Origin of the sequence: Aeromonas sp. BIGb0445, assembly GCF_024809075.1 — a bacterium.
In the GTDB taxonomy this organism is placed as follows: Bacteria; Pseudomonadota; Gammaproteobacteria; order Enterobacterales; family Aeromonadaceae; genus Aeromonas; species Aeromonas rivuli.
This window is the reverse complement of sequence record NZ_JANUES010000013.1, coordinates 63,223-89,978: the sequence shown is the minus strand read 5'-3', so window position 1 is coordinate 89,978 and position 26,756 is coordinate 63,223. Positions and strand designations below refer to the sequence as shown.

Sequence of the window (26,756 nt, the reverse complement as noted above, 5' to 3'; positions counted from 1 at the left end):
GGTCACTTCACCAGACATTGAAAATCAAAAATTAATTTTGATGCTCGATGCTGTGAGTGCCCACACAGATTGCTTGATTCAAATTGTTAAAGAGCAGGGTCTGAAACTATAACCCTCACCGGATTGCTTTGCAAGCCGAACCAGCCGCGCACTGCGCCGTGCTGATGGGGTCGCATTATAGGGGGCCAATCTGTGATGACAAGCATAATTTACATGTTTTTTTGATAAAGCCTAAAATCGTTTAAATCATCACCTATCAGTGTCTGCATTTACGCCACTGGGTGTCAATAGAGCACCATTGTTGGGGCTGTGACCATCATTGTCGAGAGAGCGCTACAGCGCTACTCCTTCTTACTCCTCCTTAAGTTTTCCCCTCTATTGAAGAGCCGCAATAGAAAAGGGCCCTTGAGGGCCCTTATCATCATGCTTAATGCTTATATAGAGAAACTGGAGCCGCAACCACAAGTGGTGGTGGCGTTAGGGTTGGTCACCAGGAAGCGAGAACCTTCCAGACCTTCGCTGTAATCGACGCTGCCGCCGACCAGGTATTGCAGGCTCATGGGATCGATCACCATAGTGACACCGCTCTTCTCAACCACGGTATCGCCATCATTGATCTTCTCATCGAAGGTAAACCCATACTGGAAACCGGAGCAGCCACCGCCCGTGATATACACCCGCAGCTTGAGCTCGGGATTCTCTTCTTCGGTGATCAGGGTCTTCACCTTGTTTGCTGCCGCATCCGTCATCTGGATTGGCAACTGGGCCTCTGCTACTGCACTCATCACTGACCTCACAACCATTGGAACTGCGAAATTATCTAATACCCGACCATTTAGTTCAAGTATTCACCAAGCTAGGCTACCCGGATGTGGCGGACGGCGCCAGCTCAGTCGGAGGCGCCAACATGGGTTTCAGGACCTCGTTCCATTCAACCAACAGCTCCTGTGCAGGCTGACGCCCCTCCTTGGAGATGGTGACCCGGATCCGGTCGGGCACAAACCCATCCGGCAGTTGCCAATCGCCCTCCAGAAGCTGGAAGTAGCGCAAGGAGTAGCGGCCCGCGCCGGCCTTCATCTGCAGATCCCGTCCGTTCAGGATCTTCGGTTTGTCATTCTGGCTTCCTTCAACCCGGATCTGTACCTGGCCGCGAAACAGCTCGCGCTGTTTGGCTGGCTGAGTCAGCGCCAGTCGATAGTGATAACGGTTTGGAACGCTGCTCTCCTGTACCGTAAGATTGTCGATGACCACACCACTCTGCTCCCCTTCAGGGCGCATGATCCGCTCAAAGAAGGCGAGCTGGCGTTTCAACTCCTGAGATTGTGCCTCCTGGGACTTGAGCTGTTGCTGCAACTGTTCAAAAGCCGCTTGCTGAGTGGCAATCTGGGTCTGCTTGACCCCAAGTTCAGATTCGAGTTTGCCAATGGCCTCGGCCTGACGTGCCAGGGTCTGTTGCTGTACCTCGAGCAAGCTGCCCTGAGCCAGCTCCTGACGATTGCCAACAACGTATCCCGCCAGCGCTCCCAGAGCCAAGACGGCGAGCAGTATCCATTTCTGTTTCATGCGCGCACCACCTCGCCCAGTTGATTCATGTTCTGACTATATATAGAGATATTCAGGCCGCCGCACTGTTTTCACCACGGCGTTGTCGTGCCGCCAGACGCAAGGTCCGCTCCAGAATTTGTGAATAGATGGGGCGGCCGCCCAACCACTGAGCCACTATCGTCGCCCCTATGGTGGTGATCATCATCGGCAGGATGAGCTGATAGTTGTCGGTCATCTCGGTAACCAACACTATCCCCGTCACGGGGGCTCGCACGGTCGCGGCGAATAGTGCCCCCATGCCAGCGATGGCGAAGGCCCCTGGTTCTATGCCTAGCTCGGGGAAGGCGGCGTGGAAGATATAGCCAAATACCAGGCCAAAGAGAGTCCCTAGAGCCAGGGTCGGTGCAAACACCCCCCCAGGAGCCCCTGAGCAGAAGCAGATCAGGGTTGCCACCAATCGCACCGAGAAGATGAGAAACAGGGTGGCCATGGCATAGTCCCCTGACAGCAGATGAGGGATAAGCTCTGTGCCGCCCCCCGTGACCGATGGCACGAAAATCGCCAGCACCCCGAAGGTACCCGCTACCAGCATGCCGATCGCCACGAAACGATGGCGCTTGTTTTGATGCAGGGCCAGATAGCCATCCTGGCAGGCCAGTACCAGCTTGTTGAACACGAAACCCAGCACCCCAAACGCCGCCCCCATGAAGAGAAACAACCAGAGTGCCTTCAGATCCGGCGCATCATAGTGCGGCAGGGCGATGACAGGGTGCTGCCCCTTCATGTTTTGCAGGGTCAGGGTCGCCATCACGGCCGAGATGCTGACCGCCTTGATGGCAAGAAAGGAGTAGCGAAACTGGGGGCGCATCTCTTCCATCACGAAGAGTATGCCGGCCAGCGGCGCATTGAAGGCGGCCGCCAGTCCACCTGCGGCACCTGCGGCCAGCAAGGCGTGACCATGCTCCTTGGGGAGGCGGAAGATGTCGGCCACCATCTTGCCGAGGTTGCCCCCGATCTGTACCGAGGGACCTTCGCGGCCAAGCACCATGCCGGAACTCAGGGTACAGATGCCGCCGAAAAACTTGACCGGCAGCACTCGCCACCAGCGCACGGGGCGCAGATCGTCCATGGCCCCCTCTATCTCGGGAATGCCGGATCCGCCCGCTTCGGGGGCGAAGGCATGGGTCAGGAAGTAACCCACCATGCCAAGCAGCGCGCTGATGCCAAACCCCATGAACAACAGTTGCCACCAGGGGCGATCGGCCAGAAAGGTGCCGCGCTGCATGACCACCCAATTCACACCGCTTTCGAACAGGCCACACACCAATCCGGCCAATATGCCGACCACGGCCGCCAGCAAGAGTACCCAGAGCGGCATCTTGTCTTGTTGAATGAGTCGTCGCACCATCCAGCTATGGGAAGATGCCCCTGCCGAACCCGCCGCAGAATGAGTGTCTTGTGCCATGAGAGAAACCATCGTCAGCCGTTAGATGAAACCCGGGGCTGCTGCCCACCAATGGGGCTTTCTGCTATAGTCGGCCCGTTTAAATGTCACTGGGCCGCCAAGTGCGCCGGGTACGAGAGTCATGAGCATACCTTGCCAAGGGCAGACTGCCGAGTCTGGATCCGCCTCCCCCCCCTCAGTGACGGTCAAAATCCCATTAAGGATGATCCATGTCAAAATCAGATCAGCTGTTTGAACAGGCCTGCCAAACCATCCCGGGCGGCGTCAATTCACCGGTGCGCGCCTTCAACGGCGTAGGCGGCACCCCCCGTTTTATCGAACGCGCCGACGGTGCCTATCTCTATGACGTGGATGGTCAATCCTATGTCGACTACATAGGTTCCTGGGGCCCCATGCTGCTCGGCCACAATCATCCGACCATCAAGGCTGCGGTCATCAAGGCCGTCGAGAAGGGGCTCAGCTACGGCGCGCCCACCGAGATTGAAGTGCTGATGGCCCAGAAGGTACGCGAGCTGGTGCCCTCCATGGAGCAGGTGCGCATGGTCAACTCCGGCACCGAAGCGACCATGAGCGCCATCCGTCTGGCCCGTGGCTATACCGGCCGCGACAAGATTGTGAAGTTCGAAGGTTGCTACCACGGGCACGCCGACTCTCTGCTGGTCAAGGCCGGTTCCGGCGCCCTCACCCTGGGCCAACCCAACAGCCCGGGCGTCCCTGCCGATTTCGCCAAGCACACCCTCACCTGCGTGTTCAACGATCTGGACTCGGTTCGCGAAGCCTTCAACCAGTACGGCAGCGAGATTGCCTGCATCATCGTGGAGCCAGTGGCGGGCAACATGAACTGCATTCCGCCCCTGCCCGGTTTCCTGCAGGGGCTGCGCGCCATCTGTAACGAGTTTGGCGCCTTGCTGATCCTCGATGAGGTGATGACAGGGTTCCGTGTCGCCCTCGGCGGTGCCCAGGCCCACTACGGCATAGATCCGGACCTGACCACCCTTGGCAAGATCATCGGCGCGGGTATGCCGGTGGGCGCCTTCGGTGGCAAGAAGAAGGTGATGCAGCACATAGCACCGACCGGCCCTGTCTACCAGGCTGGCACCCTGTCTGGCAACCCGGTTGCCATGGCCGCCGGTCTCGCCATGCTGGATCTGCTGCAAGCCCCTGGCCTGCATCAGCAGCTGGCAGAGAAGACAGCCGCCGTCGCCGAGGGCCTCAAAGCCGCAGCGGCCAAACACGGTATCCCCCTCGCCATCACCTATGTCGGCGGCATGTTCGGTTTCTTCTTCACCGAAGAGACCGAGATCAGCCGTTTTGAACAGGTGACCCGCTGCGACATGGCCCGCTTCAAGCGCTTCTATCACCTCATGCTGGATGAGGGCGTCTATCTGGCGCCCAGCGCCTATGAGGCTGGCTTCCTCTCCATGGCTCACGGTGAGCAGGAGATAGCACACACGTTGGCGGCGGCGGATCGCAGCTTCGCCAAGCTGGCGCAGGCATAAATCCGGCCACATGATGCAAGGGGCCCACCGGGCCCCTTTCTCTTTGATGGCCCAAGACCCAAGCAGCACATCCCCGGCCCTGCGCCTGCCCTCTTCGCACCAATCTGGTGCCAAAGCCGCCCCTTGCCCCAAGTTGCCTCACGATTTCATCATCAAACTGCCACCAGGGGGTCATTTCTACCCGTCAGTCTGGGCCCATAACTTGCAAGACTAGCTGGCAATATGCGCCATCCATTCGGCATCACCCTGGAGGTCCCCATGGCTAACATGAGCCCTATCGATCTCATCCGCCGCTATCAGGAGTACGAGCCCGAACTGCGCCTGCTGTTGCTGGGCTTGATCCAGCATTCGGACAAGGCGCTGGCACGCTACCCCTTCGTGCTGAGCACCCGGCCGCAGAGCGGCCCCATTGCCATTTTCCCTCCCTACCCCACCGCACAGGGGGAGTTGCACCTGCACGTACAGGGGGAAGGCATCCTCATCACCCTTAGCTTGCAGGAGCTGATCGCCTGGTTGATGGGGGACAAACAGCGCCGCAAACTCACGCCATGGTTCAAGGGAGTCTATGTATTGCTGAGCCTGGCGCTGTTTCTCATCGTCGCCAGCCTGATCTGGCATGGATTGCATGAGCTCTACCTGCTCGCCTGCGGCGAGAGCAGCAACCGGCTTGGGGCCTTCAGCGCCATCATCTTCCTGACCCTGGCCCTGGCGGTATTCGATCTGGGTAAAACCATCTTGGAGGAGGAGGTGCTGCTCCATAAGGACATCTTTCGCCACAGCGCCATTCGCCGCACCATCACCCGCTTCATTGCCGCCATCTTGATCGCCGTCTCCATCGAGGGGCTCTTGCTGCTGTTCAAGGGCTCCCTCGGCCAGACAGAACTGCTCTGGCCTGCGGTGGGCGTGATGGTCTGCGCGGTGGGGCTACTGGTGGGCCTTGGCTTGTATGTCTTTCTCGGTGCTCGCGCCGAAGCGGCCCTGGTTCAGGCCAGCCAGCGTCCCTCTCCCCCCCATGAAACCTCTGACGGCAGGCGCTTTGTCCAACGCCATGAGGCGCGCCGCCACGACCCCTAGCAGAGAGGCCATTCCCCTTTCCTTGGGGAACATAATGCAGAGAAGAATCCGAACGGCTCTGCTATTACTTGTTGTCGGGGGCCCGTCCCTCGTCTCATCGGCTTAGCCCTGGTCATTTCGCGACGACCAATGTCACCGATGAGCGCTAAACCCAAAGCGAGTCGGTCTATGCCGACTCGCTTTTCAATCTCTGACTCATCTGGACGTGATCCCCATCAGTTCGAGCAGGGCCCAATGTCAGTGGGCACAGGCGAACGACCTGCCTCCATCAACCCCTTGATCGCCGTGAAACTGTCAAAGGCGGCCTGGGCGGCAACCCGGTTGACCACCCAGCCCGGCAAATTGCCACCGGGATGGGTGTAAGTTTCGAGACTAATTCGACTCTCTCCCTGCTTGAGCGATTCGGCCCGCCACACCCCATGGCTGGCGCGGATCCGCATCAGCCCCTTGTTCGGCGGCAGAGCATCGGGTTCGGCCCATACCCGCAGGGTGAAGCCGCACCCGGACAACCAGCTCAGTCGGGAACGGGTGATGAGCTCTCTGTCCTCGGCAGGCCAGGGCGCCGCCAATCGGGTGTAGACCAGATCCTCCTCCGGACTGGGCTGAGCAAGCAGCCGCACCTCGCGACTGCCCGGCAACCAGAGTGTGTGGCGCGCCGTGTCACGGAGCACCGCCAGCAACGCCACGGGTCTGGCTTGAACCTGCATGTCCAGCTTGAATGCCAGGAAGGGGCCCGGTGGATTGGGGCGGCTCCAGAGCGTGACGCCCCCCTGCTCCCGCTGTAGCGCCCAGTCAGGCTCGGCGCAGGCAGCGCCGCTCAGCAGAAGCAGCAACAAGGCACCCACTCCATCTCTTGATGTCCATCTCATCATCCGCTCCTCCCGAGCTACGGCACCATTGTTACTCCAGTGTGGGGGTCCCTCGCCCATTCGCCCCAAGCATTGGCTCAAGGCTCATTGCATTGTCAGCGCGGTTCAACCAGTTCGAGGGGCAGGCCATCGGGGTCTGCGAAGAAGGTGAAGCGACTGCCGGTCAGCTCGTCCACCCGCACCGGCTCCACGGCCACCCCGTGCTGCTCCAGATGGGCGATGACGGGATCGAGCGCCGCCACCCTGAACGCCAGATGGCGCAGGCCGCATGCCTCGGGGCGGTTCGGTCTGGCTGGCGGCGCCGGGAAACTGAACAGCTCAATCTGGCTGCCATCCGGCAATGCCAGATCCAGCTTCCAGGATTGGCGCGCCTCCCGCAGGGTCTCCGCGATGATGGGCAACCCCAGGATCTCATGATAGAAACGCCGGGAAACCTGATAGTCACTGGCGATGATGGCCAGATGATGGATACCGCCAAGCAGGGCAGATGTCATGAGCACTCCGAAAAAAATGGGCTGCCATTGCAGCCCATCACAGGTTAGTTGAAGAAACCGCTGAACCACTGATCCAGGGCATTGGCCGGGTTGCCGCCGCCACAGCTGGCGGGGGGAGGCAGGCCAGCCGTTTTAGCTGGCACCTGCAAGCTGCCGGGACAGTTGGCAGATACCCGGGTGCCGCTGGTACGGGCGAAGCTGGCCCAGCTCACCCCTTTGGGCATATTGAGGGTCAGGCTGTTGACACCACGCTGGTTCAGATAGCCGCTGAACAGCTGGAGTGCGCCGCTCGAACCGGTCAGGCCAGCCGAGGTGTTGTCATCGCGGCCGACCCAGATGCTGACCAGTTCACTGTTGTCCATGCCAGCAAACCAGGAGTCACGCAGCTCGTTGGTGGTCCCCGTCTTGCCCGCCATGACGATACCCGGGAAACGCGCACTCAGGGAGCGCGCCGTGCCCTCGCTGACCGTCTTGGTCATGGCGAACAGCGTCAGCCAGCTGGCATACTGATCCGCAACCCGTTTGGCGCTCTGGCCATGCTGATAGATCAGTTTGCCATCGCCCCCGACCACGGCCCGGATAGCCGATAACGGCTGGGTCATGCCCTGGTTGGCGATCGGCAGATACATCTGGTTCACCTCCAGAGGGGAGAGAGCCACCGCCCCCAGCACCAGGGAGGGATAGGGCTGGATCTCCTGCTCGACGCCAAGCTTGTGCAAGGTGTCGACCACCTTGTCCAGCCCCACCTGCAACCCCAGATTGACGGTCGGGACGTTGAGGGAGTGGGCCAGCGCCTCCATCAGCGGCACGCTCTGGCGGAATTTGCGGTCATAGTTTTGCGGCGTCCACAGTTGGCCATCCTGGCCACGAATGCGGATCGGCTGATCCTTGAGCGGCGTCCCCAGGGTCAGGCCATTGGAGAGACCGGTGAGGTAGACCGCAGGCTTGACCAGGGATCCTATCTGGCGACGGGCATCGATCGCCCGGTTGAAGCCGGCAAAACGGGGATCTCGCCCGCCCACCAGGGCAACCACTTCGCCCTTGTGCCAGTCGGAAACCACCATGGCGGCCTCCAGCCGCTTCTTGCCACGCTGCTTCTCTATCTGGGTCAGACCCGACTCCACCGACTGCTCGGCGGCGTGCTGGGCGATAGGATCCAGGCTGGTGAAGATCTTGAGACCGGACTGGCTGAGCAAGTCGGCACCAAAGCGGGTCTGCACCTCGCGCTTGAGCAGATTCATGAAGGCCGGGGTACGGCCATAACTCATCTTGCCCCGGGTGATGATGCCGAGCGGCTGCTTGCTGGCCAGCTCGAATTCCGCCTGGGTCAGGCTGCCGTGCTCGCTGAGCAGCTTGAGCACCAGATCCCGGCGCGTCTTGGCCCGCTCCGGGTAACGCCAGGGATCATAATAGGAGGGCCCTTTCACCAGACCGACCAGCAGGGCAACCTGATCTATCTCCAGCTCGTTGACCGGCACGCCAAAGTAGAAATAGGAGGCGAGCCCGAAGCCATAGACCCCTTGCGAGAAGTTCTGACCGAGGTAGACCTCGTTGAGATAGGCCTCCAGGATCTCATCCTTGCTGTAGCGATAGTCGATGAGCACCGCCATGTAAGCCTCTTGCAACTTACGCCACAGGCTGCGCTCCCGGGTCAGGAAGAAGTTCTTGGCGAGCTGCTGGGTGAGGGTACTGCCCCCCTGCACAGTGCGCCCGGCCAGCACGTTCGCCGCCATGGCGCGCATGATGGCCACCGGGCTGACGCCGCCATGCTGATAGAAGTCGCGATCCTCTGTGGTCAGCAGCGTCACCAGCAGGCTGTCCGGCACCTCGGCAATCCGCACCAGCAGGCGATCCTCGCGCCCCTCGGGATTGAGTCTGTCCAGCAATACGGGGTCCATCTGGGCATAACCTAGCTGACGCTGATTCTCCATGGACTGGATCTTGTCCAGGCGCGGTCCGTTGAAGGTGAGCCGCATGGCCCGGGCCTTGTCGGCACCGTCATAGAAGTCAAACGGACGACGCACCAGCTCTATGCTGCTGCCATCCACCCGATATTCACCAGGGGAGTGAGGTTGGCGCACCGGCTTGTAACTCAGCATCTTGAGCTCGCGCATCATCTGATCACGGGAGAGTCGCTGCCCCGGGTAGAGCTCCAGGGGACGGCTATAGACCATGACCGGCAGTTGCCACTTCTCGCCATCGAAGCGATCGCGCACCTTGGTGTCCAGATAGATGCCAAACACCACCAGGAAGGCGGCGGCCACCAGCGAGAGTTTGACTCCCAGCCAGAACAGGGTGCGCCACAGGGTGCTTTTGGGCGCGGCCTTCTTCGGGCTACGCTTGCGTTTTTGGGTTGCCATGAATCCTCATTCTTCTTATCACCAGCCCTCACATCCGGGGTATGGCGCCTGTCTGTCACAGGCCCGCTGGGCGGGCCGCGTTGAGATTGTGTTACCAGCCTCCTCTCTCATCGGAGGGGCTACTGCTGCATTCGCTTCTTGGTGACGCTGGTCGGCATCGCCTCCAGCGGGTTATCCGGCCAGTAATGGCGCGGGTAACGGCCCTTCATCTCTTTCTTCACCTCCCCATAGGAACCCACCCAGAACGCCGCCAGATCGGCGGTGATCTGCAGTGGGCGACGCGCCGGGGAGAGCAGTTCCACCACCAGGGTTACCCGCCCCTCGGCGACCCGGGGCGTGCTGGCCTGGCCAAACATCTCCTGGATCCGCACCGGTATGACGGGCGCCTGACCCGGCTCATAGCGAATGCGCACCCGGCTGCCGGTCGGGGCGGTGAAGTGGCTGGGTAGCGCATCATCCAATCGCTTGGGCAGGGGCCAGGGCAGAGCCTGACGTAAAATATCGTTCAAATCCAATTTCTTGAGTTGCTCAAGCCGCGTCATACCATTGAGGGCTGGCAGCAACCACAGCTCCAGCCCGGCCAGCAAACTGGCCTCGTCCATCGCGGGCCAACCCGCTTCGGGCAACCAGTCGGCGGCGCAGCGCAGCCGGGCCAGCAGGCCTTCACTCGCCTCATTCCAGGGCAATACATGCAGCCCCTTGCGCCGGATCCCCTGCAGCAGGCAGCGCCCCTTCTGCTCATCGGACAGCTCGGTCAGCGGTCGCTGGCCGAGTACCAGCTCACCGATCACCTGTTGCCGCTCGGCTCGCACCCGCTCCTCACGCTCATCCCAGTCGAACCAGTCCCGGGTCGAGACCAGCTCGGGCAGTTGGCGCGCCAGCTCATCCAGATTGACCGGCTCGGCAATGAAAATACGACTGCCCCGCTCGTTCTGACCCAGCTCGACGGCAACGAGCGCCGCTTGCCCCTGGCAGGAGTGTCCCTCGACCAGATCGCAGCTCAGGCCACCACTTAATTGATAGCGACTGCCGGATCGCAATTTACCGATGCGATCCGGCCAGGCCAGGGCGCAGAGCAGACCCAGCCATTGGCCCTGGGCGCTGGCGGACCTCAGCTCCAGTCGCTTGAACCAGCGCTCGGCCTGGGATCTCAGTCCCCCCTGGCGGCGCGCGAACAGTACGGACAGGCGTTCGGATCCTCGCAGATCTTCCTCCAGCAGCGCTACCAGATATACCGCATCGGCGACAATCCCTGACAGACCATCCGCCGCCAATGCCTTGGCGGCGAGCAGCATCCGAGCCAGACGAGGATGGCAGCCCAGGGCGGCCATGGCGCGCCCTGCCGGGGTGAGCTGTTGCTCACCCGGTTTGAGTGCGCCCAGGGTCTCCAGCAACCGCTGGGCTGCCGCCAATGCCGAAGGCTGCGGCACATCCAGCAGCGGCAGGGCTTCGACCCTGGCTCCCCACTGGGCCGCATCCAGCAGCAAACCGGTCAGCTCCTGGGTCAAGATGTCCGGGGGGCTCTGCTCGGGGAGACGCTCCTGCCCTTCGCTGCTCCACAGTCGGTAGCAGATCCCGGGGCCGAGCCGGCCGGCCCGGCCCGCCCGCTGGGTGGCCGATGCCTTGGCTATCTGGCGGGTCTCGAGGCGGGTGACGCCACTTCTCAGGTCGAAGGAGGCGCGCCGCTCCAGTCCGCTGTCGATGACCATCTGGATACCCTCTATGGTCAGGGAGGTCTCGGCCACATTGGTGGTGAGCACCAGCTTGCGCTGACCAGCCGGGGCCGGGGCAATCGCCGCCTGCTGCGCCGCCATATCGAGCCGACCATAGAGGGGGGCAAGACGCACCCCATCTGGCACCCTCTCGGCGAGCCAGAGCGCCAGTCGCTCTATCTCCCCCTGTCCCGGCAGGAACACCAGGGCGCTGCCGGGATGGGTCGCCAGGGCTTCCAGCACCACGGTGCCAACCTGGGGTGCCAGCCACTGCTGACGGCTGATGGGTCGGTAGTGATACTCGATGGGAAAACCCCGTCCCTCAGAGCGAATGACAGGGGCATCCGGCAGCAGGGTCTCCAGTGCCAACCCATCCAGGGTGGCCGACATCACCAGCAGCTTGAGATCCTCCCTGAGCCCTTGCTGACTCTCGATGGCAAACGCCAGGGCGGTGTCGGCATGCAGACTGCGCTCGTGGAACTCATCGAAGATGACCAGCGAGATCCCCGTCAGCTCGGGATCCTGCTGCAACATGCGCGTCAATACCCCCTCGGTCACTATCTCCAACCGGGTCTGCTTGCTGACCCGGCTCTCTCCCCGCACCCGCAGGCCGATACGCTCACCAACCTGCTCGCCGAGCTGGGCGGCGAGGAAACTGGCGATGTTGCGCGCAGCCAGGCGCCTGGGTTCGAGCATGATGATGCGCCCGGGCAGCCGATCCTGGCGCACCAGCTCCAGGGGCAACAGGGCCGACTTGCCCGCACCGGGAGGGGCCTGCAGTATCACGCTGTTGTGCTCGCCAAGGGCGGCAAAGAGCGCGGGCAACACTGAAACGATGGGGAGTTGAGACAAAGCGACGAAAACCTTCTGTAACTGGCTTAAAAACGCCGCCTATTCTGCCATAGAATGGGGCCCTGGCATCAGCGTGAAACCCAAATGCATGTCCCGACTCTTCTTTGCCCTGCCCCTGGATGAACTGGCACCCCGGCTCATCACCTGGCGTGACGGGCGTCCCTGGCCCGGCCAGGCCGTGCCACAGGCCAATCTGCACCTGACCCTGGCCTTCCTCGGCGAGGCCGATGAGCAGCAATGCGCCCACTTGCTGGCCATGGCCGAACGTCAACACTGCCCGCCCCTGAGCATCACCCTGGATCGTACCGGCTGGTTCGGGCGCGCCAAGGCCGCCTGGGTCGGCCCTGGCGCCTGGCCCAACGAACTGACCGTGCTGGCACGGGCGCTGCGTCGCCATGGTGAACGTATCGGTCTGGGTAATGGTGAACAGGGGTATACCCCCCATATCACAATGTCGCGCAAGGCGAGCGAGGCACCTGCCGCCACCCCGGCCCCCGCCTTTCTCTTGCAGGCCACAAGGTTCTGCCTCTATCAATCGGTCAGCACTGAGCAAGGGGTTAGCTACCAGCCCCTGGCCTGCTGGCCCCTGACACCGAGAGTGAAAACCACTGATGGAATTTAACCCGCCCCTGCAATCGGGCCTGCTGCTGCGCCGCTACAAGCGCTTTCTCACCGACATCCAGCTCGATGATGGCAGCGAACTCACCATCCACTGCGCCAATACCGGCGCCATGACCGGCTGCGCCGATCCCGGCACCCGGGTCTGGTACTCCACATCAAGCAACCCCAAACGCAAGCTCCCCCACAGCTGGGAAATCGCCCAGAGTCCGGCGGGCCACTTCATCTGCGTCAACACGGTACGGGCTAATCAGATAGCGCGGGAGCTGATCGAAGGGGGCGCCATTTCTCCCCTCTCGGGCTATGACACCCTCAGACCCGAGGTGAAATATGGCGAAGAGAACAGCCGGATCGATTTCTTGCTGCAAGATGCCGCCAAGGCAGATTGTTACGTCGAGGTAAAATCGGTCACCCTGCTCGATGAGCGAGCGGGTGCTGGCATGGGGTATTTTCCCGATGCGGTCACGGCGCGCGGCGCCAAGCATTTGCGTGAATTAATCGCCATGAGGGCGGCAGGACACAGGGCAGTGCTGCTATTTATGGTGTTGCACTCCGGTATTGCCAGCGTTGCAGCAGCAGCCCACATAGATCCGCACTATAGTCAGCTTATTGAACAGGCACAGCTGGCAGGGGTTGAAATATTATGCTATCGCCCCCATCTTGGGGTGCAGCGCATGGAGCCACAAGGATTCATCCCGTTTGAATCCTGCTCATGCGACCCGACTGCGGCTGATAAAAGTGGGATTGGATAACATATTTGGCACTGCTTGTTTGCCTAGCCGTTACCCTTCTGCTATAGATGTCGCCCTCAATTTATGGATGGCACCATTAGGTGCTAAATAGGAGACAGGGCATGCCAACAGGCGAAATCAGGAAATCTCTGGGCCCCCTGGCCGTTGCGGGAGTTGCGCCTTACCAGGAAAAACCCGGTGAGGAGTACATGAATGACCAACAAAAGGCTCATTTCCGCAAAATCCTGGGAGCCTGGCGCAATCAATTGATGCAGGAAGTCGACCGCACAGTTGATCACATGAAGGACGAGGCAGCCAACTTCCCGGATCCCGTGGACCGCGCAGCACAGGAAGAGGAATTTGCCCTCGAACTGCGTACTCGCGACCGTGAGCGCAAGCTGATCAAGAAGATCGAGAAGACCTTGCTGCTGCTGGACGACGATGACTTCGGTTATTGCGAACATTGCGGCATCGAGATCGGCATCCGCCGCCTCGAAGCACGTCCCACCGCCGATCTCTGTGTGGACTGCAAGACGCTGGCCGAGATCAAAGAGAAACAGATGGCCGGTTAATCCGCCATTTGAACCACTCGGGGCCATTCCCCCGAATTGGTAGAAAAGGGAGCACTCAGCTCCCTTTTTTATTGAGCTTTGGCGGGCCCAGGGCGAGAATGGCGCTTCCATGTCCATCTCGTCTCTGCCGTCATGCCCCTGAACAGCCCTACGCCCTCCCCTTATGTGGGACGCTTTGCCCCCTCCCCGTCCGGTCCGCTGCACTTTGGCTCCCTGATTGCGGCCCTGGGCAGCGTGCTGCAGGCTCGTTCCCGGGGGGGACGCTGGCTGCTGCGCATCGAAGACATCGATCCACCGCGGGAGATGGCCGGGGCAACGAGCCTGATCCTGCACGCCCTGGAGGCCTATGGCCTGCACTGGGATGGGGAAGTGGTATATCAGAGTCGGCGTCATGCTCGCTATGATGAGGTCATCGCCGCGCTCTACCAGGCGGGAGATCTCTACTGGTGCCGCTGCACCCGACGCGAGATAGCAGCCAGCGGCGGCCTCTACAATGGCCACTGCCGCACATTGGGGCTGACCCCTGCGGGCTGCGCCGCCCGGCTCCGCCAGCGTCATCCGGTATACGGCTTTGAGGATGGCCTGCTCGGCGCCATCACAGTGACCCCGGCCCTGGCGGAGGAGGATTTCATCATCCACCGCCGCGATGGTCTCTATGCCTACAATCTGGCGGTGGTGGTCGATGACATGGATGCGGGTATTACCGAGATAGTGCGTGGGGCCGACTTGCTCGAGCCAACGGTGCGCCAGGTGGCGCTCCACAGAGCGCTGGGCAGTGAGCCTCCCGCCTGGGTTCATCTGCCCCTGGCGGTGTTGGCCGATGGCAACAAGCTCTCCAAGCAGAACCATGCGCCAGCCCTGAGCCTGACCGAGGTACGCCCCACTCTGCTGCAGGCGTTGCACTTTCTCGGCCAAGGGCCACCAGATGAGCTGGCAGCCTGTTCCATCACTGAGATAATCCAGTGGGCCATCGCTCACTGGCGGCTGGACAGGGTGCCCAAACAGCCGCAACCGGCACCGGGCTGCTAGCCCCCGACCACATGGTTTTTCATTTGGTCAAGGCTGAGCTATGATAGGCCGCTATTTTTTGGCCTCCCGTCAATTTGAAGTCATGAAGAGGTGTACCATTTTTTCCCAGATCGCAAACTTTTGCCGCAAGGTGCTCGGCAAGGAAGAAGGCGACGAGTCGATGACGACTCAAGAGCCTGTCCACACTGCCACCCAGCGGAGTGCCGGACCAAGACGCACGCTGAGCCGTGACCAGCACCCCATCTCGCGCAAAGAGATCAGTGAGAATGCCCTCAAGGTTCTCTATCGCCTGAACAAGGGCGGCTATGACGCCTACCTGGTCGGCGGGGGTGTCCGGGATATTCTGCTTGGGAGGACGCCAAAGGATTTCGACATCGCCACCAACGCGACCCCGGAACAGATCAAGGCGCTGTTTAGCAACTGCCGCCTGATCGGCCGCCGCTTCCGTCTGGCCCACATCGTCTTCGGACGCGACGTGATCGAGGTCGCCACCTTCCGTGGCCATCACCATCAGGTCAACAACAGCCGCCATGTCTCCGCCCAGAGCGATGAAGGCATGCTGCTGCGCGACAACGTCTACGGCACCATCGAAGAGGATGCCGAGCGTCGCGACTTCACCGTCAACGCCCTCTATTACAGTGCCAAGGATTTCACCCTGCACGACTTCGAGGGCGGCATCGATGATCTGGCCGAGCGCAAGCTGGAGCTGATCGGCGACCCCGAGACCCGCTACCGGGAAGACCCGGTGCGCATGCTGCGCGCCGTGCGTTTCGCCGCCAAGCTGGATATGCACATCAGTCCGCGCAGTGCCGCCCCCATCAAGGAGCTGGCATCGCTGCTGCAAGATATCCCGGCCGCCCGGCTGTTTGAGGAGACCCTCAAGCTGTTCTTGGCAGGCGACGGCCTGGCGACCTACAAGCTGCTCCGTGAATATGGCCTGTTCCAGCAGCTGTTCCCCCAGGTCGCCACCCTGTTCACCCCGCACGGCAACTCGCCGTTCGAGCAGTTCATCGAGCATGCCCTGACTGACACCGACACCCGGGTGCGCGAAGAGAAGCGGGTCACTCCCGCCTTCCTGTACGCCGCCCTGCTGTGGGGCAGTGTCGAGGCCCGTGCCCGCGTGCTGGAAAACGAGAGCGGCCTGCCCTGGCATGATGCCTTCATGCTGGCCATCAACGAGGTGCTCGACGCCCAGGTGCGCATCATTGCCGTGCCCCGTCGCTTCACCACGGATGTGCGCGACATCTGGGCCCTGCAGCAGCGCCTGACCCGCCGTCAGGGCCGCCACCCCGAGCGTGCCATGGAGCATCCCAAGTTCCGCGCCGCCTTCGACTTCCTGTTGCTGCGCAACCGGGTTGAGCGTGGCCTGGGCGAGCTCGCCGGCTGGTGGGAGCGCTATGTGGAGTCCAATCCGGATGTGCGCCCGCAGCTGCAACGGGAAGCGACCCGTGGCGGTGACAGGCCGCAAGCGGACAAACCCCAGGGTGAAGGCGAGAAACGCAGCAGCAACAGCCGCAACCGTCGTCGCCCCCGTCGTCGCAAGCCCAAAGCGGCCGAATGATGACCCAGGAGGTCTTCGTTGCCATCGGCTCCAATCTGGCCGACCCGCTAGGCCAGGCTCGCCGCGCCGTGGTGGCGCTGGCGGCCTTGCCTGGATCTGCGCTGCAACAAGCCTCCTCTTTTTACAGCAGCCGCCCCATGGGCCCTGCGGATCAGCCTGACTACGTCAATGCCGTGGTCAGACTGACGACCCGGCTCGCGCCCCTGGCCTTGCTGGATCAGTTGCAAAGAATCGAGTTGGAACAAGGACGTGTGCGCAAAGACGAGAGATGGGGGCCCAGAAGTCTGGATCTGGATCTGCTGCTCTATGGGGCAGAGTGCCTGCAGAGCGAGCGCCTGACCGTCCCCCACTACGGCATGAAGGAGCGGGAGTTCGTACTGCTGCCCCTGTTCGAGATTGCGCCCGCTCTGGTGCTGCCTTGCGGCACCCCGCTCAAAGACCTGGTTGCCCGCTGCCCCCGCAATGATCTCGCCATCATAGCGTCGGCTGCGAGCCTGTAGGAGCCATCCAAGTGAGCAATATCACCACCGCCAGCCTGCTGAAGATGAAGCAGGACGGCCAGAAATTTACCGCCATCACCGCCTATGATGCCAGTTTCGCCAAGTTGTTCGACGACGAGGGCGCCCATGTGCTGCTCATCGGTGACTCCCTTGGCATGGTACTGCAAGGGGGCACTGACACCCTGGGCGTGACCATGGATGACATGGTCTATCACACCCGCAGTGTCGCCCGCGGCACCGAGAAGGCGCTGGTGGTGGCCGACATGCCATTCATGAGTTATGCCACCCCGGAACAGACCTATGCCAACGCCGCCCGGCTGATGGCCGCCGGTGCACGCATGGTCAAAATGGAAGGGGGCGACTGGTTGTGTGACAGCATCCGCCACCTGACCCGCAATGGCGTGCCTGTGTGCGGACACCTCGGCCTCACCCCCCAGTCGGTGCATGTGTTTGGTGGCTTCAAGGTGCAGGGGCGCGATGAGTTCCATGCCCAGGAGATCTATCGCCAGGCACTCGAACTGCAAGCGGCGGGCATCCAGTTGCTGGTACTGGAGTGCGTTCCTGTTGCCCTGGCAGAGCGCATCACCAAGGCGTTGCGCATCCCGGTGATCGGCATAGGGGCAGGCCCCTCGACCGATGGCCAGATCCTGGTGATGCACGATGCCTTTGGCATCACCTCCGGCTATGTGCCCAAGTTCACCAAGAACTTCCTGGCCGAGACCGGCGATTTGCACGCCGCCGTGCGCCTCTATATCCAGCAGGTCAGCGACGGCAGTTTCCCCGGCCCCGAGCACTGCTTCAACTGATCCGGGTCGCATGATGACAACGGGGGCCCTGGCCTCCGTTTCCGCATCCATGCCTAGCTGATTTAGCATCTATCTCTTTGATTCATCTGAGGGTAAACCGTCGATGTTGGTTGTTAACAATCCCGCCATTCTCCGTGACCAGATAAGCCAGTGGCGCCGCGAAGGGTTGGCCATTGCATTCGTCCCCACCATGGGCAACCTGCACCAGGGTCATCTCACCCTGGTCGATAAGGCCCGCAACCATGGCGAAAAAGTCGTGGTCAGCATCTTCGTCAACCCCATGCAGTTCGACAAGGCCGAGGATCTCGCCAACTATCCCCGCACCCTGGAGCAGGACTGCGCCGCGCTGGAAACTGCCGGTGTGGACATGGTGTTCACGCCGACGCCGGAGATCATGTACCCCCAGGGGCTCGCCAGCCAGACCTTCGTCGAGGTGCCCGGCATCTCTTCCCTGCTGGAAGGGGCGCTGCGCCCGGGTCATTTTCGCGGGGTCAGCACTGTGGTGACCAAGCTGTTCAATCTGGTTCAGCCGGACGTGGCCTGTTTCGGCCAGAAGGATTACCAGCAACTGGCGCTCATTCGCAAGATGGTGAGCGACATGGCCATGCCCATCGAGATAATCGGGGTACCGACGGTTCGGGCCGAGGATGGCCTGGCTCTCTCATCGCGCAACGGCTATCTCAGTGCCGAGCAGCGCGCTCTGGCCCCCGAGCTTGCATGCACCATGCACTGGATAGCCGAGCAGATTGCCCAGGGAAACCGGGATCTGGCCGCCCTCATCGCCACCGCCAGTGCCCGCCTCGACGCAGCCGGTTTTCGTACCGATGCCATCGACATCGTCGATGCCGATACCCTCGAGCCTGCGACCGATACCAGCCAGCAACTGGTGATCCTGATGGCTGCGTATCTGGGCAAGGCTCGCCTCATCGACAACTGCGTCGTCCCCCTCACTCACCCCTGATCAGGAGAACCCCATGTCCAAGAAGGTCTATTGCATCGCCCAGTTCCTGCCCAAGCCCGGCCAGGAGCAAGCGCTGTTTGCGGTGCTGCAGGGGCTCGAACCCAATACCCTGCGCGAAGATGGCTGCCTGCAATACATTGTCACCCGCCAGCTGGCCAGCCCCTTCGCCGAGGGGGAGAGCTTTCCCATCGCCTTCAACGAGATCTGGCGCGATAACGCCAGCTTCGAAGCCCACTGCCAGCGCGCCGAGATCAAGGCCTTCTTCGAGCGCTACTGCCTCGCCGAGGATGGCCTGGCGGCCAAGTGGAATGTCTGCATCTACAGTGACGAGCCGGCGGACTATGACGCCCCAGCCCTCCTAGGCTGAGCTCTCGCAGATGAAAAAGGCGCCCGAGGGCGCCTTTTTGTTGCCAGGAACCGCGCCTCAGTGGCGCAGACCCGTACCGCGGGAGATGAGCCACCAGGCCAGCCCGTAGAGGGCGACGATGAAGGCGATAATGATGAGATAGGCGGTGCCGAGCGGCACGTCGGAGATGCCGAGGAAGCCGTAACGGAAGGCGTTCACCATGTAGATGATCGGATTCACCTGGGAGACCCCCTGCCAGAAGGGCGGCAGCAGGCTGATGGAGTAGAAAACGCCCCCCAGATAGGTGAGCGGCGTCAGGATGAAGGTCGGGATGATGCTGATGTCATCGAACGACTTCGCGAACACGGCGTTGATCAGCCCCCCCAGGGAGAACAGGATCGAGGTCAGCAGCACGGTGAAGCAGACGCTGAACAGGTGGTGGACCTGCAGCGGCACGAAGAACAGCGACACCAGGGTGACGATGAGACCGACACAGAGACCGCGGGCCACACCGCCGCCCACATAGCCGGCGATGATGATGTAGTTCGGCACCGGCGCCACCAGCAACTCTTCCACGTTGCGCTGGAACTTGGCGCTGTAGAAAGAGGAGGCGACGTTGGAGTAGGAGTTGGTGATGACCGACATCATGATGAGGCCGGGCACGATGAACTCCATGTAGCTGAAGCCACCCATGTCGCCGATCCGCGAGCCGATCAGATTGCCAAAGATGACAAAATAGAGGCTCATGGTGATGGCTGGCGGCACCAGGGTCTGGATCCAGATCCGGGTAAAACGGCTCACTTCCTTGGCCAGAATGCTCTTGAAGGCGATGTAATAGGTCATGGGATTCATGCTCTACGACCCTCTTCTACGATCAAGGCGATGTGATTGTTCTTGAAAGTCATGCTCTTATAACCCTCTGCAACCAAGGGAATGCAATCGTTCTTGAAACTCATGCTTTGCGGCCCTCTTCTACCAAATTGACGAACAGCTCTTCCAGCCGGTTTGCCTTGTTGCGCATGCTCAGCACCTCTACTCCTTGGGCGGAGAGCTGACTGAACAGACTGTTGAGGGACTGGCTCTTTTCCAGCTCCACCTCCAGGGTGTGCTCATCCTGCATGCGACCATTGAACTCGGGTAAGTCCGGTACCTGGCTGCCTGGCACCAGATCCAGCAGGAAGGTCTCCCGTCCCAGCTTGCCGAGCAGGTTTTTCATGCTGGTATTTTCGATGAGGCGGCCCTTGTCGATGATGCCGATATTGCGGCACAGCATCTCGGCCTCTTCCAGATAGTGAGTCGTGAGAATGATGGTGACGCCCTGCTCGTTGAGCTGCTTGAGGAACTGCCACATGGAGCGGCGGATCTCGATATCCACCCCGGCGGTCGGCTCATCCAGGATCAGCAGCTTGGGTTCATGCATCAGGGCGCGGGCTATCATCAACCGGCGCTTCATGCCGCCGGAGAGGGTACGGGCGGCCATGTCACGCTTGTCCCACAAGTCGAGCTGACGCAGGTATTTCTCGGCGCGCACCTTGGCCTCGGCCCTGGGCACCCCGTAGAAACCGGCCTGGTGGGTGACAATCTGGCTCACCTTCTCGAACTGGCTGAAGTTGAACTCCTGGGGCACCAGGCCGAGCTGAGCCTTGGCCATCTCCAGACTGCTGTCTATGTCGTGGCCAAATACCTTCACCTTGCCGGCGCTCTTGTTGACCAGGGAGCTGATCACGCCGATGGTGGTGGACTTGCCCGCCCCGTTCGGGCCGAGCAGTGCGAAGAAGTCCCCCTGTTTGACGGTCAGATCGATGCCTTTAAGGGCTTCGACGCCCCCCTGATAGGTCTTTTTCAGTCCGCTGATTTCCAGTGCGTTCATGACAACCCCTGATGGCCCATCGCCACCTCGAATCTATGAGACAGAAAAGGCGGCCGAGGCCGCCTGCTGGCATGAGCAATGTGGCTACATCACTCCTGCGGTACCACCTTGCCGATGAAAGGCAAGTTACGATACTTCTGGGCGTAATCGATGCCGCAGCCTACCACGAATTCGTCAGGAATAGAGAAGCCGATCCAGTCTACCGGTACGTGCACCTCACGGCGGGACGGTTTGTCCAGCAGGGTGCAGATGGCCAGGGACTTGGGCTCGCGCAGGGAGAGAATTTCGCGCACCTTGTTCAGGGTGTAGCCGGTATCGATGATGTCTTCGACGATGACGATGTCCTTGCCCTTGATGTCATCATCCAGGTCTTTGAGGATACGCACGTCACGGGTGCTGTGCATGCCGGAGCCGTAGCTGGATGCGGTCATGAAATCCAGGGTGATGGGCAGTTCGCACTGACGGCAGAGATCCGCCAAGAAGACGCAGGAACCACGCAGCAGGCCAATCATGACCACCTCATCCGAACCTTGATAACGGGCGGTGATCTCTTCACCCAGCTTGGCAATCCGGGCGGCCACTTCGGCCTCGGAAATCATCACCTCGACGTTGTGTTTCATCACATACTCCATAGTGGTCAGCCATGGCTGACCATTCATTGATTACAAAACCCTTGATTCTACCACCCAGGGCGGGAGGCGTCAGGCATACGTGATGCTTTTATCGGCTTATTTTAATTGTTAGAGTTAGCAGGCCCTCGGGCATTATCGGTGACCATACTATAAACACCATAATCAATAACTATTAGATGAAAAAATCATGGAACCACGCGCAGAAATCAGACGGAGAACCCGGCTTTCACCGGAGGCCCGTCGTACTCAACTCATGGAATGTGCCATTGAGGTATTCTCCCGTCGCGGCATTGGCCGTGCGGGTCATGCCGAGATAGCAGAACAAGCCAAGGTGTCAGTTGCCACCGTTTTCAACTATTTCAACACCCGTGAAGAACTCGTGGATGAGGTGCTCACCGAGATAGAGCAGTTCGTGCACCAGATGCTGGAACAGGCCTATGCGGGCAATCGCCCGGTGCGTGACTGCATTCACAGTCATGTGCAGCTGTTCGTGGATGCGGCCTATGACAGGCCGGATCACGCCAACATCTGGCTGGAGTGGAGCTCCTCGGTACGGGAAGAAGTCTGGCCCCGTTATGCCCTGCTGCTCGACAAGGCACTGGAGCGCATCACCCCTGTGCTGCAGACCGCCATGGATAAAGGGGAAATCCAGAGCGTGCTGAGCGCCCAGGATCTGGCCCGCTCCCTGACCGGTTTTGGTTACGTCATGATGCAGATGATCAACTCGCCCCAACGCCCGGTGCGCGACGAGGTGACTGAGTTTCTGTTCAAGTACGTGACGGCGCCCCTTCAGTCCTGAGCACGACTCACTACGAAAAAACGGCGCCCTGGGCGCCGTTTTGTTGTGGTGAACATTCAGATCATCGAGGGGCAAGCCGCAGCGCCTCTCATCGGATATTCACGGATTACCGTAACCCCAGCGGGCGGTCAGGGTATGTTCAATGCCCAGATGGTCCAAAATGCGCGCCACCATGAAGTCCACCAGATCCTCGATGCTTTTCGGCTCATGATAGAACCCCGGTGCGGCGGGCATTATGGTCACTCCGAGGCGGGCAAGGCTCAACATGTTCTCCAGATGGATGGCGGAGAAAGGGGTCTCGCGGGGCACCAGTATCAGCTGGCCCCGCTCCTTGATCACCACGTCCGCCGCCCGCTCCAGCAGGCTGTCGGACGCCCCATGGGCAATGGCCGAGACGGTGCCCATGGAGCAGGGGCAGATCACCATCTGCTTGGGGGCCGCCGAACCGGATGCCACAGGAGAGAACCACTCATCCTTGCCGCAGGCGACAATCTGCCCCTCTTTGGCACCGAAGTCGCTGCACAGCTTGAGGGAGAGTGCCTGGGGAGAGGCGGGCCAATCGGTGCCCTGCTCCGTCTTGAGCACCACCCGCGCCGCCGAGGATGCCAGCACAAACACCTGATAGTCAGCCTTCACCAGACACTCGAGCAGGCGCAAAGCATAAGGGGCACCGGAGGCGCCGGTCAGGGCCAGGGTGATGCGCTTCATGCTTGAGCCTGCCGCGCATGGAGGCGGGCCAGCAACTTGTCGTGAATGCCGCCGAATCCGCCGTTGCTCATGATGAGGATATGATCACCGCTCTGGCTCATGTCCAGCAAGGCATCGAGCAGTGTATCGATCTGGTCAAACACCCGGGCCGGCACCTGCATGTGGGCCGTCACCTCCCCCAGATCCCAGCCGATATTGGCTGGCTGGAAGAAGAGCACCTCATCCGCCCCCTCGAAACAGGCCGCCAGCTCCTGCTTGTGGACACCGAGTTTCATGGTATTGGATCGCGGCTCCAGCACCGCCAGGATGCGCGCCTTGCCTACCTTGGCGCGCAGCCCCCCCAGGGTAGTGGCGATCGCGGTCGGGTGATGGGCGAAGTCATCATAGACGCTGATACCCGCGACCATGCCCTTCAACTCCATCCGCCGCTTGGGGGATTTGAACTGGCAGAGGGCGGCAATGCCGTGCTCGACCACGACCCCCGCATGGCGGGCGGCGGCGATGGCCATCAGGCCGTTGTTGACGTTGTGATCACCGATACACTCCCAGTGCACTTCGCCCTGCTTGACGCCATCGAGCCAGACCTCGAACACGGAACCATCTGCCGCTAGTTTGACCGCTCGCCACTTGGCGTCGTCCTGACCCACCAGCTCCACTTCGCTCCAGCAGCCCATGTCGCGTACCGCCGTCAGGTTGGCATCGGCCTGGGGGAAGAGGACGCGGCCGTTACCGGGCACCATACGCATCAAGTGATGGAACTGGCGCTGGATCGCGGCAAGATCCGCAAAGATGTCGGCGTGGTCAAACTCCAGGTTGTTCATGATCAGGGTACGCGGCCGGTAGTGAACAAACTTGGAGCGCTTGTCGAAGAAGGCACTGTCGTACTCGTCCGCTTCGATGACGAAGAAGGGAGCCGAGCCCAGACGAGCCGAAACCGGGAAGTTACCGGGCACACCGCCGATGAGAAAGCCGGGCTCGAGCTTGGCATATTCCAGCACCCAGGCCAGCATGCTGGCGGTGGTGGTCTTGCCATGGGTACCAGCGACGGCCAGTACCCAGCGGTCCTGCAACACATGCTCCAACAACCACTGGGGGCCTGAGATATAGGGCAGATTGCGGTTGAGCACATACTCCACGCAAGGGTTGCCGCGGCTCATGGCGTTGCCTATCACCACCAGATCCGGGGCGGGTTCGAGCTGGGACGGATCATAGCCCTCGGTCAGCTCTATGCCCTGCTGCTCGAGCTGGGTGCTCATGGGGGGATAGACGTTCGCATCGGAACCCGTGACCCTATAACCCAGCTGCTTGGCCAGTACAGCCACGCCACCCATGAAGGTGCCGCAGATACCGAGGATGTGAATGTGCATACCGCTTCCCGTTCCAGTAGAGAGAGCGAGCATTCTAGCAAGATGACACCAATTTGGCAGAGGCAGGCGCAGATAGTGCGACAAGCCCGAGCACCCAAGGTGAAAAATGGCGATTCTGGCTGCGAAATGTGCGCTCAGCGGTCCCCTGCCGGGGATGCATGAGTGGGGAATCGGGTCCCCAACCGGTCAAACTGGCCGCAATGGCGCGCATATATGGTCATTTGACGGGACATCGCTATAATATCGGCCTGCAAACTTGACTCGAATATCATTGAAGGAACCCTCATGAGCCTGAACCTGGTACCGGCCGGCAAGAGCCTGCCCGAAGATATCTATGTTGTCATCGAGATCCCCCAGAACGCCGATCCGATCAAATACGAAGTCGACAAGGACAGCGGTGCCATCTTCGTTGACCGCTTCATGTCCACCCCCATGTTCTACCCGTGCAACTACGGCTACGTGAACGCGACCCTGTCCCTGGATGGGGATCCGGTCGATGTGCTGGTTCCGACTCCTTACCCGCTGCTGGCTGGCTCCGTGATCCGTTGCCGCCCGGTTGGCGTGCTGAAGATGACCGACGAGTCTGGCGAAGATGCCAAGATTGTTGCCGTACCGCACTCCAAGCTGACCAAGCAGTACGATCACATCAAGGATGTGAACGACCTGCCCGAGCTGCTGAAAGCCCAGATCCAGCACTTCTTCGAGCGCTACAAAGAGCTGGAAGCCGGTAAATGGGTCAAGGTTGAAGGTTGGGGCGACAAAGCCGCCGCCGAAGCCGAGATCGTCACCTCTGCCGAGCGTTACGCCGCTCAATAAGTCGCGAATCACGCAGCTTATGCACGAAAAAGGCGCCCAGCGGGCGCCTTTTTGTTTGGCGATATCCGTTCAGCACAACACTGGTGCTATCCGCCTTCATGACGGGGATTGCTCTGGCTGGTCAGTGACTCATCCCTGTGGCTTGTCGATTAAGGGGGTCTTTCCCCTCTGGCCAGCACCAGCCCCCCTCTCTTGAGGATCGCCCTTGATATAGAGATCACGCCCGTTCTGGTGATAGGCGCGATAGTAGTCATCCCCACAACGATAACCGCCCCCATGCTGACGAGATAGTTCACAGTTGACCGGTAACACCTCCAGCCATTTCAGCGCCTCCTGATAGCGCAACCACTCCTGCCACTCGTGCTCCCGAGCCAGCTGATCGCGCAGAGCAAACGCATCTATCTTCTCATCGCCCTTGGTGATGATTATCTGACCGGCCCAGAGCGGCAGGCTGCACAACCATAACAATCCCCATAATCGGCTCATGACAGTTTCCCTTGTGACTTATTTTCGCAATTAAATTTAAAACTCAATCAAACTGTTAGCAAAAGTTCATCCTAAAACTTCCCCGAACATAGCTCAAAAACGTATCAAGTCACCTAGTTGTTAATCAGGGTCAACCGACGGGGTGCATCATGATGAAATCCATACCAAAGCTGGTACCTTGCATGATGCTGGCTGGCTCCTTGCACGCGGGAGAGGTCAAACTCGACTGGCAGTGGCAATCCGCCGACGGCAAGCAGCAACATTTCCAGCTGCAAACCGATGACAAGGCCCTGGCAAAGAGCCAGCACGAGATGGTGCTGCTCGATGCTTCCCTCAATCATCCCATAGAAACCCTGTACGCCTATATCAGCCCCAGGCTCTACAACAGCCTCAGCCAGATCAACCAAAATAGCCCCGACACGGCCACCAAGTTCCTCAGCCTGGAACAGGCCTTCACAACCCGGGATAACAGCCCTGAATCGCGGGAATTCTGGCAAGCTTATGAACAATATCAGGAAGATGCCTTCGAGAAGATGATGGTGCTGCCCTGTGTCCATCCCGCCAACATCAAACTGCCCTGTGTGAGGCCCAATTACTCCCAGCTGTTTTACCATTTCAAGGATTCGCTCAAGCCCCTGGCGAATCAGTTTGCCGCACCGGATCTTGCCGCCTCAGTCAGACTCATTCAGGAGTGGCTCAACGTTATCCCCAGCCCATCAGAGCAGATGGATCACTTCAATCCTCCCCTGCAGGCACTCAAGGGCAACCAGGCCGACAGCGATGAGAAGGCGCTGCTGATGGCCAGCCTGCTCACCGAGTTGGCCCCTCAATTCATGCTCAGCATCATCTATCCCGATACCAGCATCGGCAGCGTCTCCCCCGCGTGGCTCGCCATCACGGCAGACAGTGGCCTGCCGGGGGATGTGGTGGTCATCAACAACCAGAAACATGTGCTGCTCACCGGCTCCCCCATGATGGTGCAGCAGATGGCGATGGCACGTATTCCACTCGTCAGCGAACCACTCTACTGAGCAAGAGATCCAACCAGTCTGGATGAATCCCGCCGCTATCATGACTCTGGTGT

General features: G+C 60.6%; 27 protein-coding genes. 14 read left to right on the top strand and 13 right to left on the bottom strand.

Annotated features, from left to right (window positions below):
- Nucleotides 1–434: 434 nt before the first annotated feature.
- The 3 genes from erpA to clcA form a co-directional block, all read right to left on the bottom strand.
- Nucleotides 435–785, bottom strand: coding sequence for an iron-sulfur cluster insertion protein ErpA (gene erpA / locus M2367_RS18160; protein ID WP_042041083.1), 351 nt, complete (start codon nucleotides 783–785; stop codon nucleotides 435–437).
- A 76-nt stretch (nucleotides 786–861) separates the two neighbouring features.
- A complete protein-coding gene (locus M2367_RS18155) occupies nucleotides 862–1,563 on the bottom strand; it encodes a DUF6776 family protein (RefSeq protein ID WP_224432111.1) in 702 nt (233 codons plus the stop codon).
- A gap of 52 nt (nucleotides 1,564–1,615) precedes the next feature.
- Nucleotides 1,616–3,010, bottom strand: a complete 1,395-nt coding sequence (gene clcA, locus M2367_RS18150; RefSeq protein ID WP_224432110.1) for a H(+)/Cl(-) exchange transporter ClcA — start codon at nucleotides 3,008–3,010, stop codon at nucleotides 1,616–1,618.
- Between the two features lie 209 nt (nucleotides 3,011–3,219).
- On the opposite strand from clcA, the gene hemL reads away from it, so the two are divergent.
- Both hemL and M2367_RS18140 read left to right on the top strand, forming a co-directional pair.
- Nucleotides 3,220–4,509, top strand: a complete 1,290-nt coding sequence (gene hemL / locus M2367_RS18145; RefSeq protein ID WP_259237622.1) for a glutamate-1-semialdehyde 2,1-aminomutase — start codon at nucleotides 3,220–3,222, stop codon at nucleotides 4,507–4,509.
- A 258-nt stretch (nucleotides 4,510–4,767) separates the two neighbouring features.
- A complete protein-coding gene (locus tag M2367_RS18140) occupies nucleotides 4,768–5,583 on the top strand; it encodes a hypothetical protein (protein WP_224432108.1) in 816 nt (271 codons plus the stop codon).
- A gap of 215 nt (nucleotides 5,584–5,798) precedes the next feature.
- On the opposite strand, the gene M2367_RS18135 is transcribed toward M2367_RS18140, so the two are convergent.
- From M2367_RS18135 to hrpB, 4 genes are all read right to left on the bottom strand, one after another.
- Entirely contained in the window at nucleotides 5,799–6,428 is a 630-nt protein-coding gene (locus M2367_RS18135) for an START domain-containing protein (protein ID WP_310504091.1), read from the bottom strand.
- Between the two features lie 119 nt (nucleotides 6,429–6,547).
- Nucleotides 6,548–6,946, bottom strand: coding sequence for a VOC family protein (locus M2367_RS18130; RefSeq protein ID WP_224432106.1), 399 nt, complete (start codon nucleotides 6,944–6,946; stop codon nucleotides 6,548–6,550).
- Nucleotides 6,947–6,990: 44 nt separating this feature from the next.
- Nucleotides 6,991–9,306, bottom strand: coding sequence for a penicillin-binding protein 1B (gene mrcB, locus M2367_RS18125; protein WP_259237615.1), 2,316 nt, complete (start codon nucleotides 9,304–9,306; stop codon nucleotides 6,991–6,993).
- Nucleotides 9,307–9,425: 119 nt separating this feature from the next.
- Nucleotides 9,426–11,870: an ATP-dependent helicase HrpB gene (gene hrpB, locus M2367_RS18120; protein ID WP_259237614.1), complete on the bottom strand. Its 2,445-nt coding sequence runs from the start codon at nucleotides 11,868–11,870 to the stop codon at nucleotides 9,426–9,428.
- An 88-nt stretch (nucleotides 11,871–11,958) separates the two neighbouring features.
- On the opposite strand from hrpB, the gene thpR reads away from it, so the two are divergent.
- The 9 genes from thpR to M2367_RS18075 all read left to right on the top strand — a co-directional run bounded on the left by thpR (nucleotide 11,959) and on the right by M2367_RS18075 (nucleotide 19,015).
- Nucleotides 11,959–12,492, top strand: a complete 534-nt coding sequence (gene thpR, locus M2367_RS18115) for an RNA 2',3'-cyclic phosphodiesterase (RefSeq protein ID WP_259237629.1) — start codon at nucleotides 11,959–11,961, stop codon at nucleotides 12,490–12,492.
- Nucleotides 12,482–13,240, top strand: a complete 759-nt coding sequence (gene sfsA / locus M2367_RS18110) for a DNA/RNA nuclease SfsA (RefSeq protein WP_259237612.1) — start codon at nucleotides 12,482–12,484, stop codon at nucleotides 13,238–13,240. Before thpR ends, sfsA begins: the two co-directional genes overlap by 11 nt.
- 101 nt (nucleotides 13,241–13,341) lie before the next feature.
- Complete coding sequence (gene dksA / locus M2367_RS18105; protein ID WP_005897845.1) at nucleotides 13,342–13,791, top strand: RNA polymerase-binding protein DksA; 450 nt, start codon at nucleotides 13,342–13,344, stop codon at nucleotides 13,789–13,791.
- A gap of 132 nt (nucleotides 13,792–13,923) precedes the next feature.
- Nucleotides 13,924–14,820, top strand: coding sequence for a tRNA glutamyl-Q(34) synthetase GluQRS (gene gluQRS, locus M2367_RS18100; protein ID WP_259237609.1), 897 nt, complete (start codon nucleotides 13,924–13,926; stop codon nucleotides 14,818–14,820).
- Nucleotides 14,821–14,902: 82 nt separating this feature from the next.
- Nucleotides 14,903–16,381, top strand: a complete 1,479-nt coding sequence (gene pcnB, locus M2367_RS18095; RefSeq protein ID WP_042041175.1) for a polynucleotide adenylyltransferase PcnB — start codon at nucleotides 14,903–14,905, stop codon at nucleotides 16,379–16,381.
- On the top strand, nucleotides 16,381–16,881 hold the full coding sequence (folK, locus tag M2367_RS18090) for a 2-amino-4-hydroxy-6-hydroxymethyldihydropteridine diphosphokinase (RefSeq protein WP_224432939.1): 501 nt from the start codon (nucleotides 16,381–16,383) through the stop codon (nucleotides 16,879–16,881). The genes pcnB and folK overlap by 1 nt, the downstream gene beginning before the upstream one ends.
- Nucleotides 16,882–16,892: 11 nt before the next feature.
- Complete coding sequence (panB, locus tag M2367_RS18085; RefSeq protein ID WP_042041096.1) at nucleotides 16,893–17,687, top strand: 3-methyl-2-oxobutanoate hydroxymethyltransferase; 795 nt, start codon at nucleotides 16,893–16,895, stop codon at nucleotides 17,685–17,687.
- A gap of 103 nt (nucleotides 17,688–17,790) precedes the next feature.
- Nucleotides 17,791–18,648: a pantoate--beta-alanine ligase gene (gene panC, locus M2367_RS18080; protein ID WP_259237607.1), complete on the top strand. Its 858-nt coding sequence runs from the start codon at nucleotides 17,791–17,793 to the stop codon at nucleotides 18,646–18,648.
- A 13-nt stretch (nucleotides 18,649–18,661) separates the two neighbouring features.
- A complete protein-coding gene (locus M2367_RS18075) occupies nucleotides 18,662–19,015 on the top strand; it encodes a putative quinol monooxygenase (protein WP_259237606.1) in 354 nt (117 codons plus the stop codon).
- 57 nt (nucleotides 19,016–19,072) lie between these two features.
- Here the strand turns inward: M2367_RS18075 and M2367_RS18070 are convergent, their stop codons facing one another.
- The 3 genes from M2367_RS18070 to hpt all read right to left on the bottom strand — a co-directional run bounded on the left by M2367_RS18070 (nucleotide 19,073) and on the right by hpt (nucleotide 21,484).
- On the bottom strand, nucleotides 19,073–19,846 hold the full coding sequence (locus M2367_RS18070) for an ABC transporter permease (protein ID WP_042041099.1): 774 nt from the start codon (nucleotides 19,844–19,846) through the stop codon (nucleotides 19,073–19,075).
- A gap of 100 nt (nucleotides 19,847–19,946) precedes the next feature.
- On the bottom strand, nucleotides 19,947–20,864 hold the full coding sequence (locus tag M2367_RS18065; RefSeq protein WP_042041100.1) for an ABC transporter ATP-binding protein: 918 nt from the start codon (nucleotides 20,862–20,864) through the stop codon (nucleotides 19,947–19,949).
- A gap of 89 nt (nucleotides 20,865–20,953) precedes the next feature.
- Nucleotides 20,954–21,484, bottom strand: a complete 531-nt coding sequence (hpt, locus tag M2367_RS18060; protein WP_005897830.1) for a hypoxanthine phosphoribosyltransferase — start codon at nucleotides 21,482–21,484, stop codon at nucleotides 20,954–20,956.
- A gap of 199 nt (nucleotides 21,485–21,683) precedes the next feature.
- Here hpt and M2367_RS18055 point away from each other — a divergent pair, with 199 nt between their 5' ends.
- Nucleotides 21,684–22,295 carry a TetR/AcrR family transcriptional regulator gene (locus tag M2367_RS18055; RefSeq protein WP_310504090.1) on the top strand — a complete coding sequence of 204 codons (612 nt, stop codon included), beginning with the start codon at nucleotides 21,684–21,686 and terminating at the stop codon, nucleotides 22,293–22,295.
- A 99-nt stretch (nucleotides 22,296–22,394) separates the two neighbouring features.
- On the opposite strand, the gene M2367_RS18050 is transcribed toward M2367_RS18055, so the two are convergent.
- Together M2367_RS18050 and mpl are read right to left on the bottom strand one after the other, a co-directional pair.
- Nucleotides 22,395–23,003: a flavin prenyltransferase UbiX gene (locus M2367_RS18050; protein ID WP_259237598.1), complete on the bottom strand. Its 609-nt coding sequence runs from the start codon at nucleotides 23,001–23,003 to the stop codon at nucleotides 22,395–22,397.
- Nucleotides 23,000–24,370: a UDP-N-acetylmuramate:L-alanyl-gamma-D-glutamyl-meso-diaminopimelate ligase gene (gene mpl, locus M2367_RS18045; RefSeq protein WP_259237597.1), complete on the bottom strand. Its 1,371-nt coding sequence runs from the start codon at nucleotides 24,368–24,370 to the stop codon at nucleotides 23,000–23,002. The genes M2367_RS18050 and mpl overlap by 4 nt, the downstream gene beginning before the upstream one ends.
- Before the next feature lie 285 nt (nucleotides 24,371–24,655).
- On the opposite strand from mpl, the gene ppa reads away from it, so the two are divergent.
- Nucleotides 24,656–25,186 (top strand): inorganic diphosphatase, encoded by a 531-nt coding sequence (gene ppa / locus M2367_RS18040; protein ID WP_042041105.1) that lies wholly within the window; start codon nucleotides 24,656–24,658, stop codon nucleotides 25,184–25,186.
- A gap of 129 nt (nucleotides 25,187–25,315) precedes the next feature.
- On the opposite strand, the gene M2367_RS18035 is transcribed toward ppa, so the two are convergent.
- Nucleotides 25,316–25,672, bottom strand: a complete 357-nt coding sequence (locus tag M2367_RS18035) for a hypothetical protein (RefSeq protein ID WP_259237596.1) — start codon at nucleotides 25,670–25,672, stop codon at nucleotides 25,316–25,318.
- A gap of 152 nt (nucleotides 25,673–25,824) precedes the next feature.
- Here M2367_RS18035 and M2367_RS18030 point away from each other — a divergent pair, with 152 nt between their 5' ends.
- Nucleotides 25,825–26,703 (top strand): hypothetical protein, encoded by an 879-nt coding sequence (locus M2367_RS18030; RefSeq protein WP_259270260.1) that lies wholly within the window; start codon nucleotides 25,825–25,827, stop codon nucleotides 26,701–26,703.
- Nucleotides 26,704–26,756: the final 53 nt, after the last annotated feature.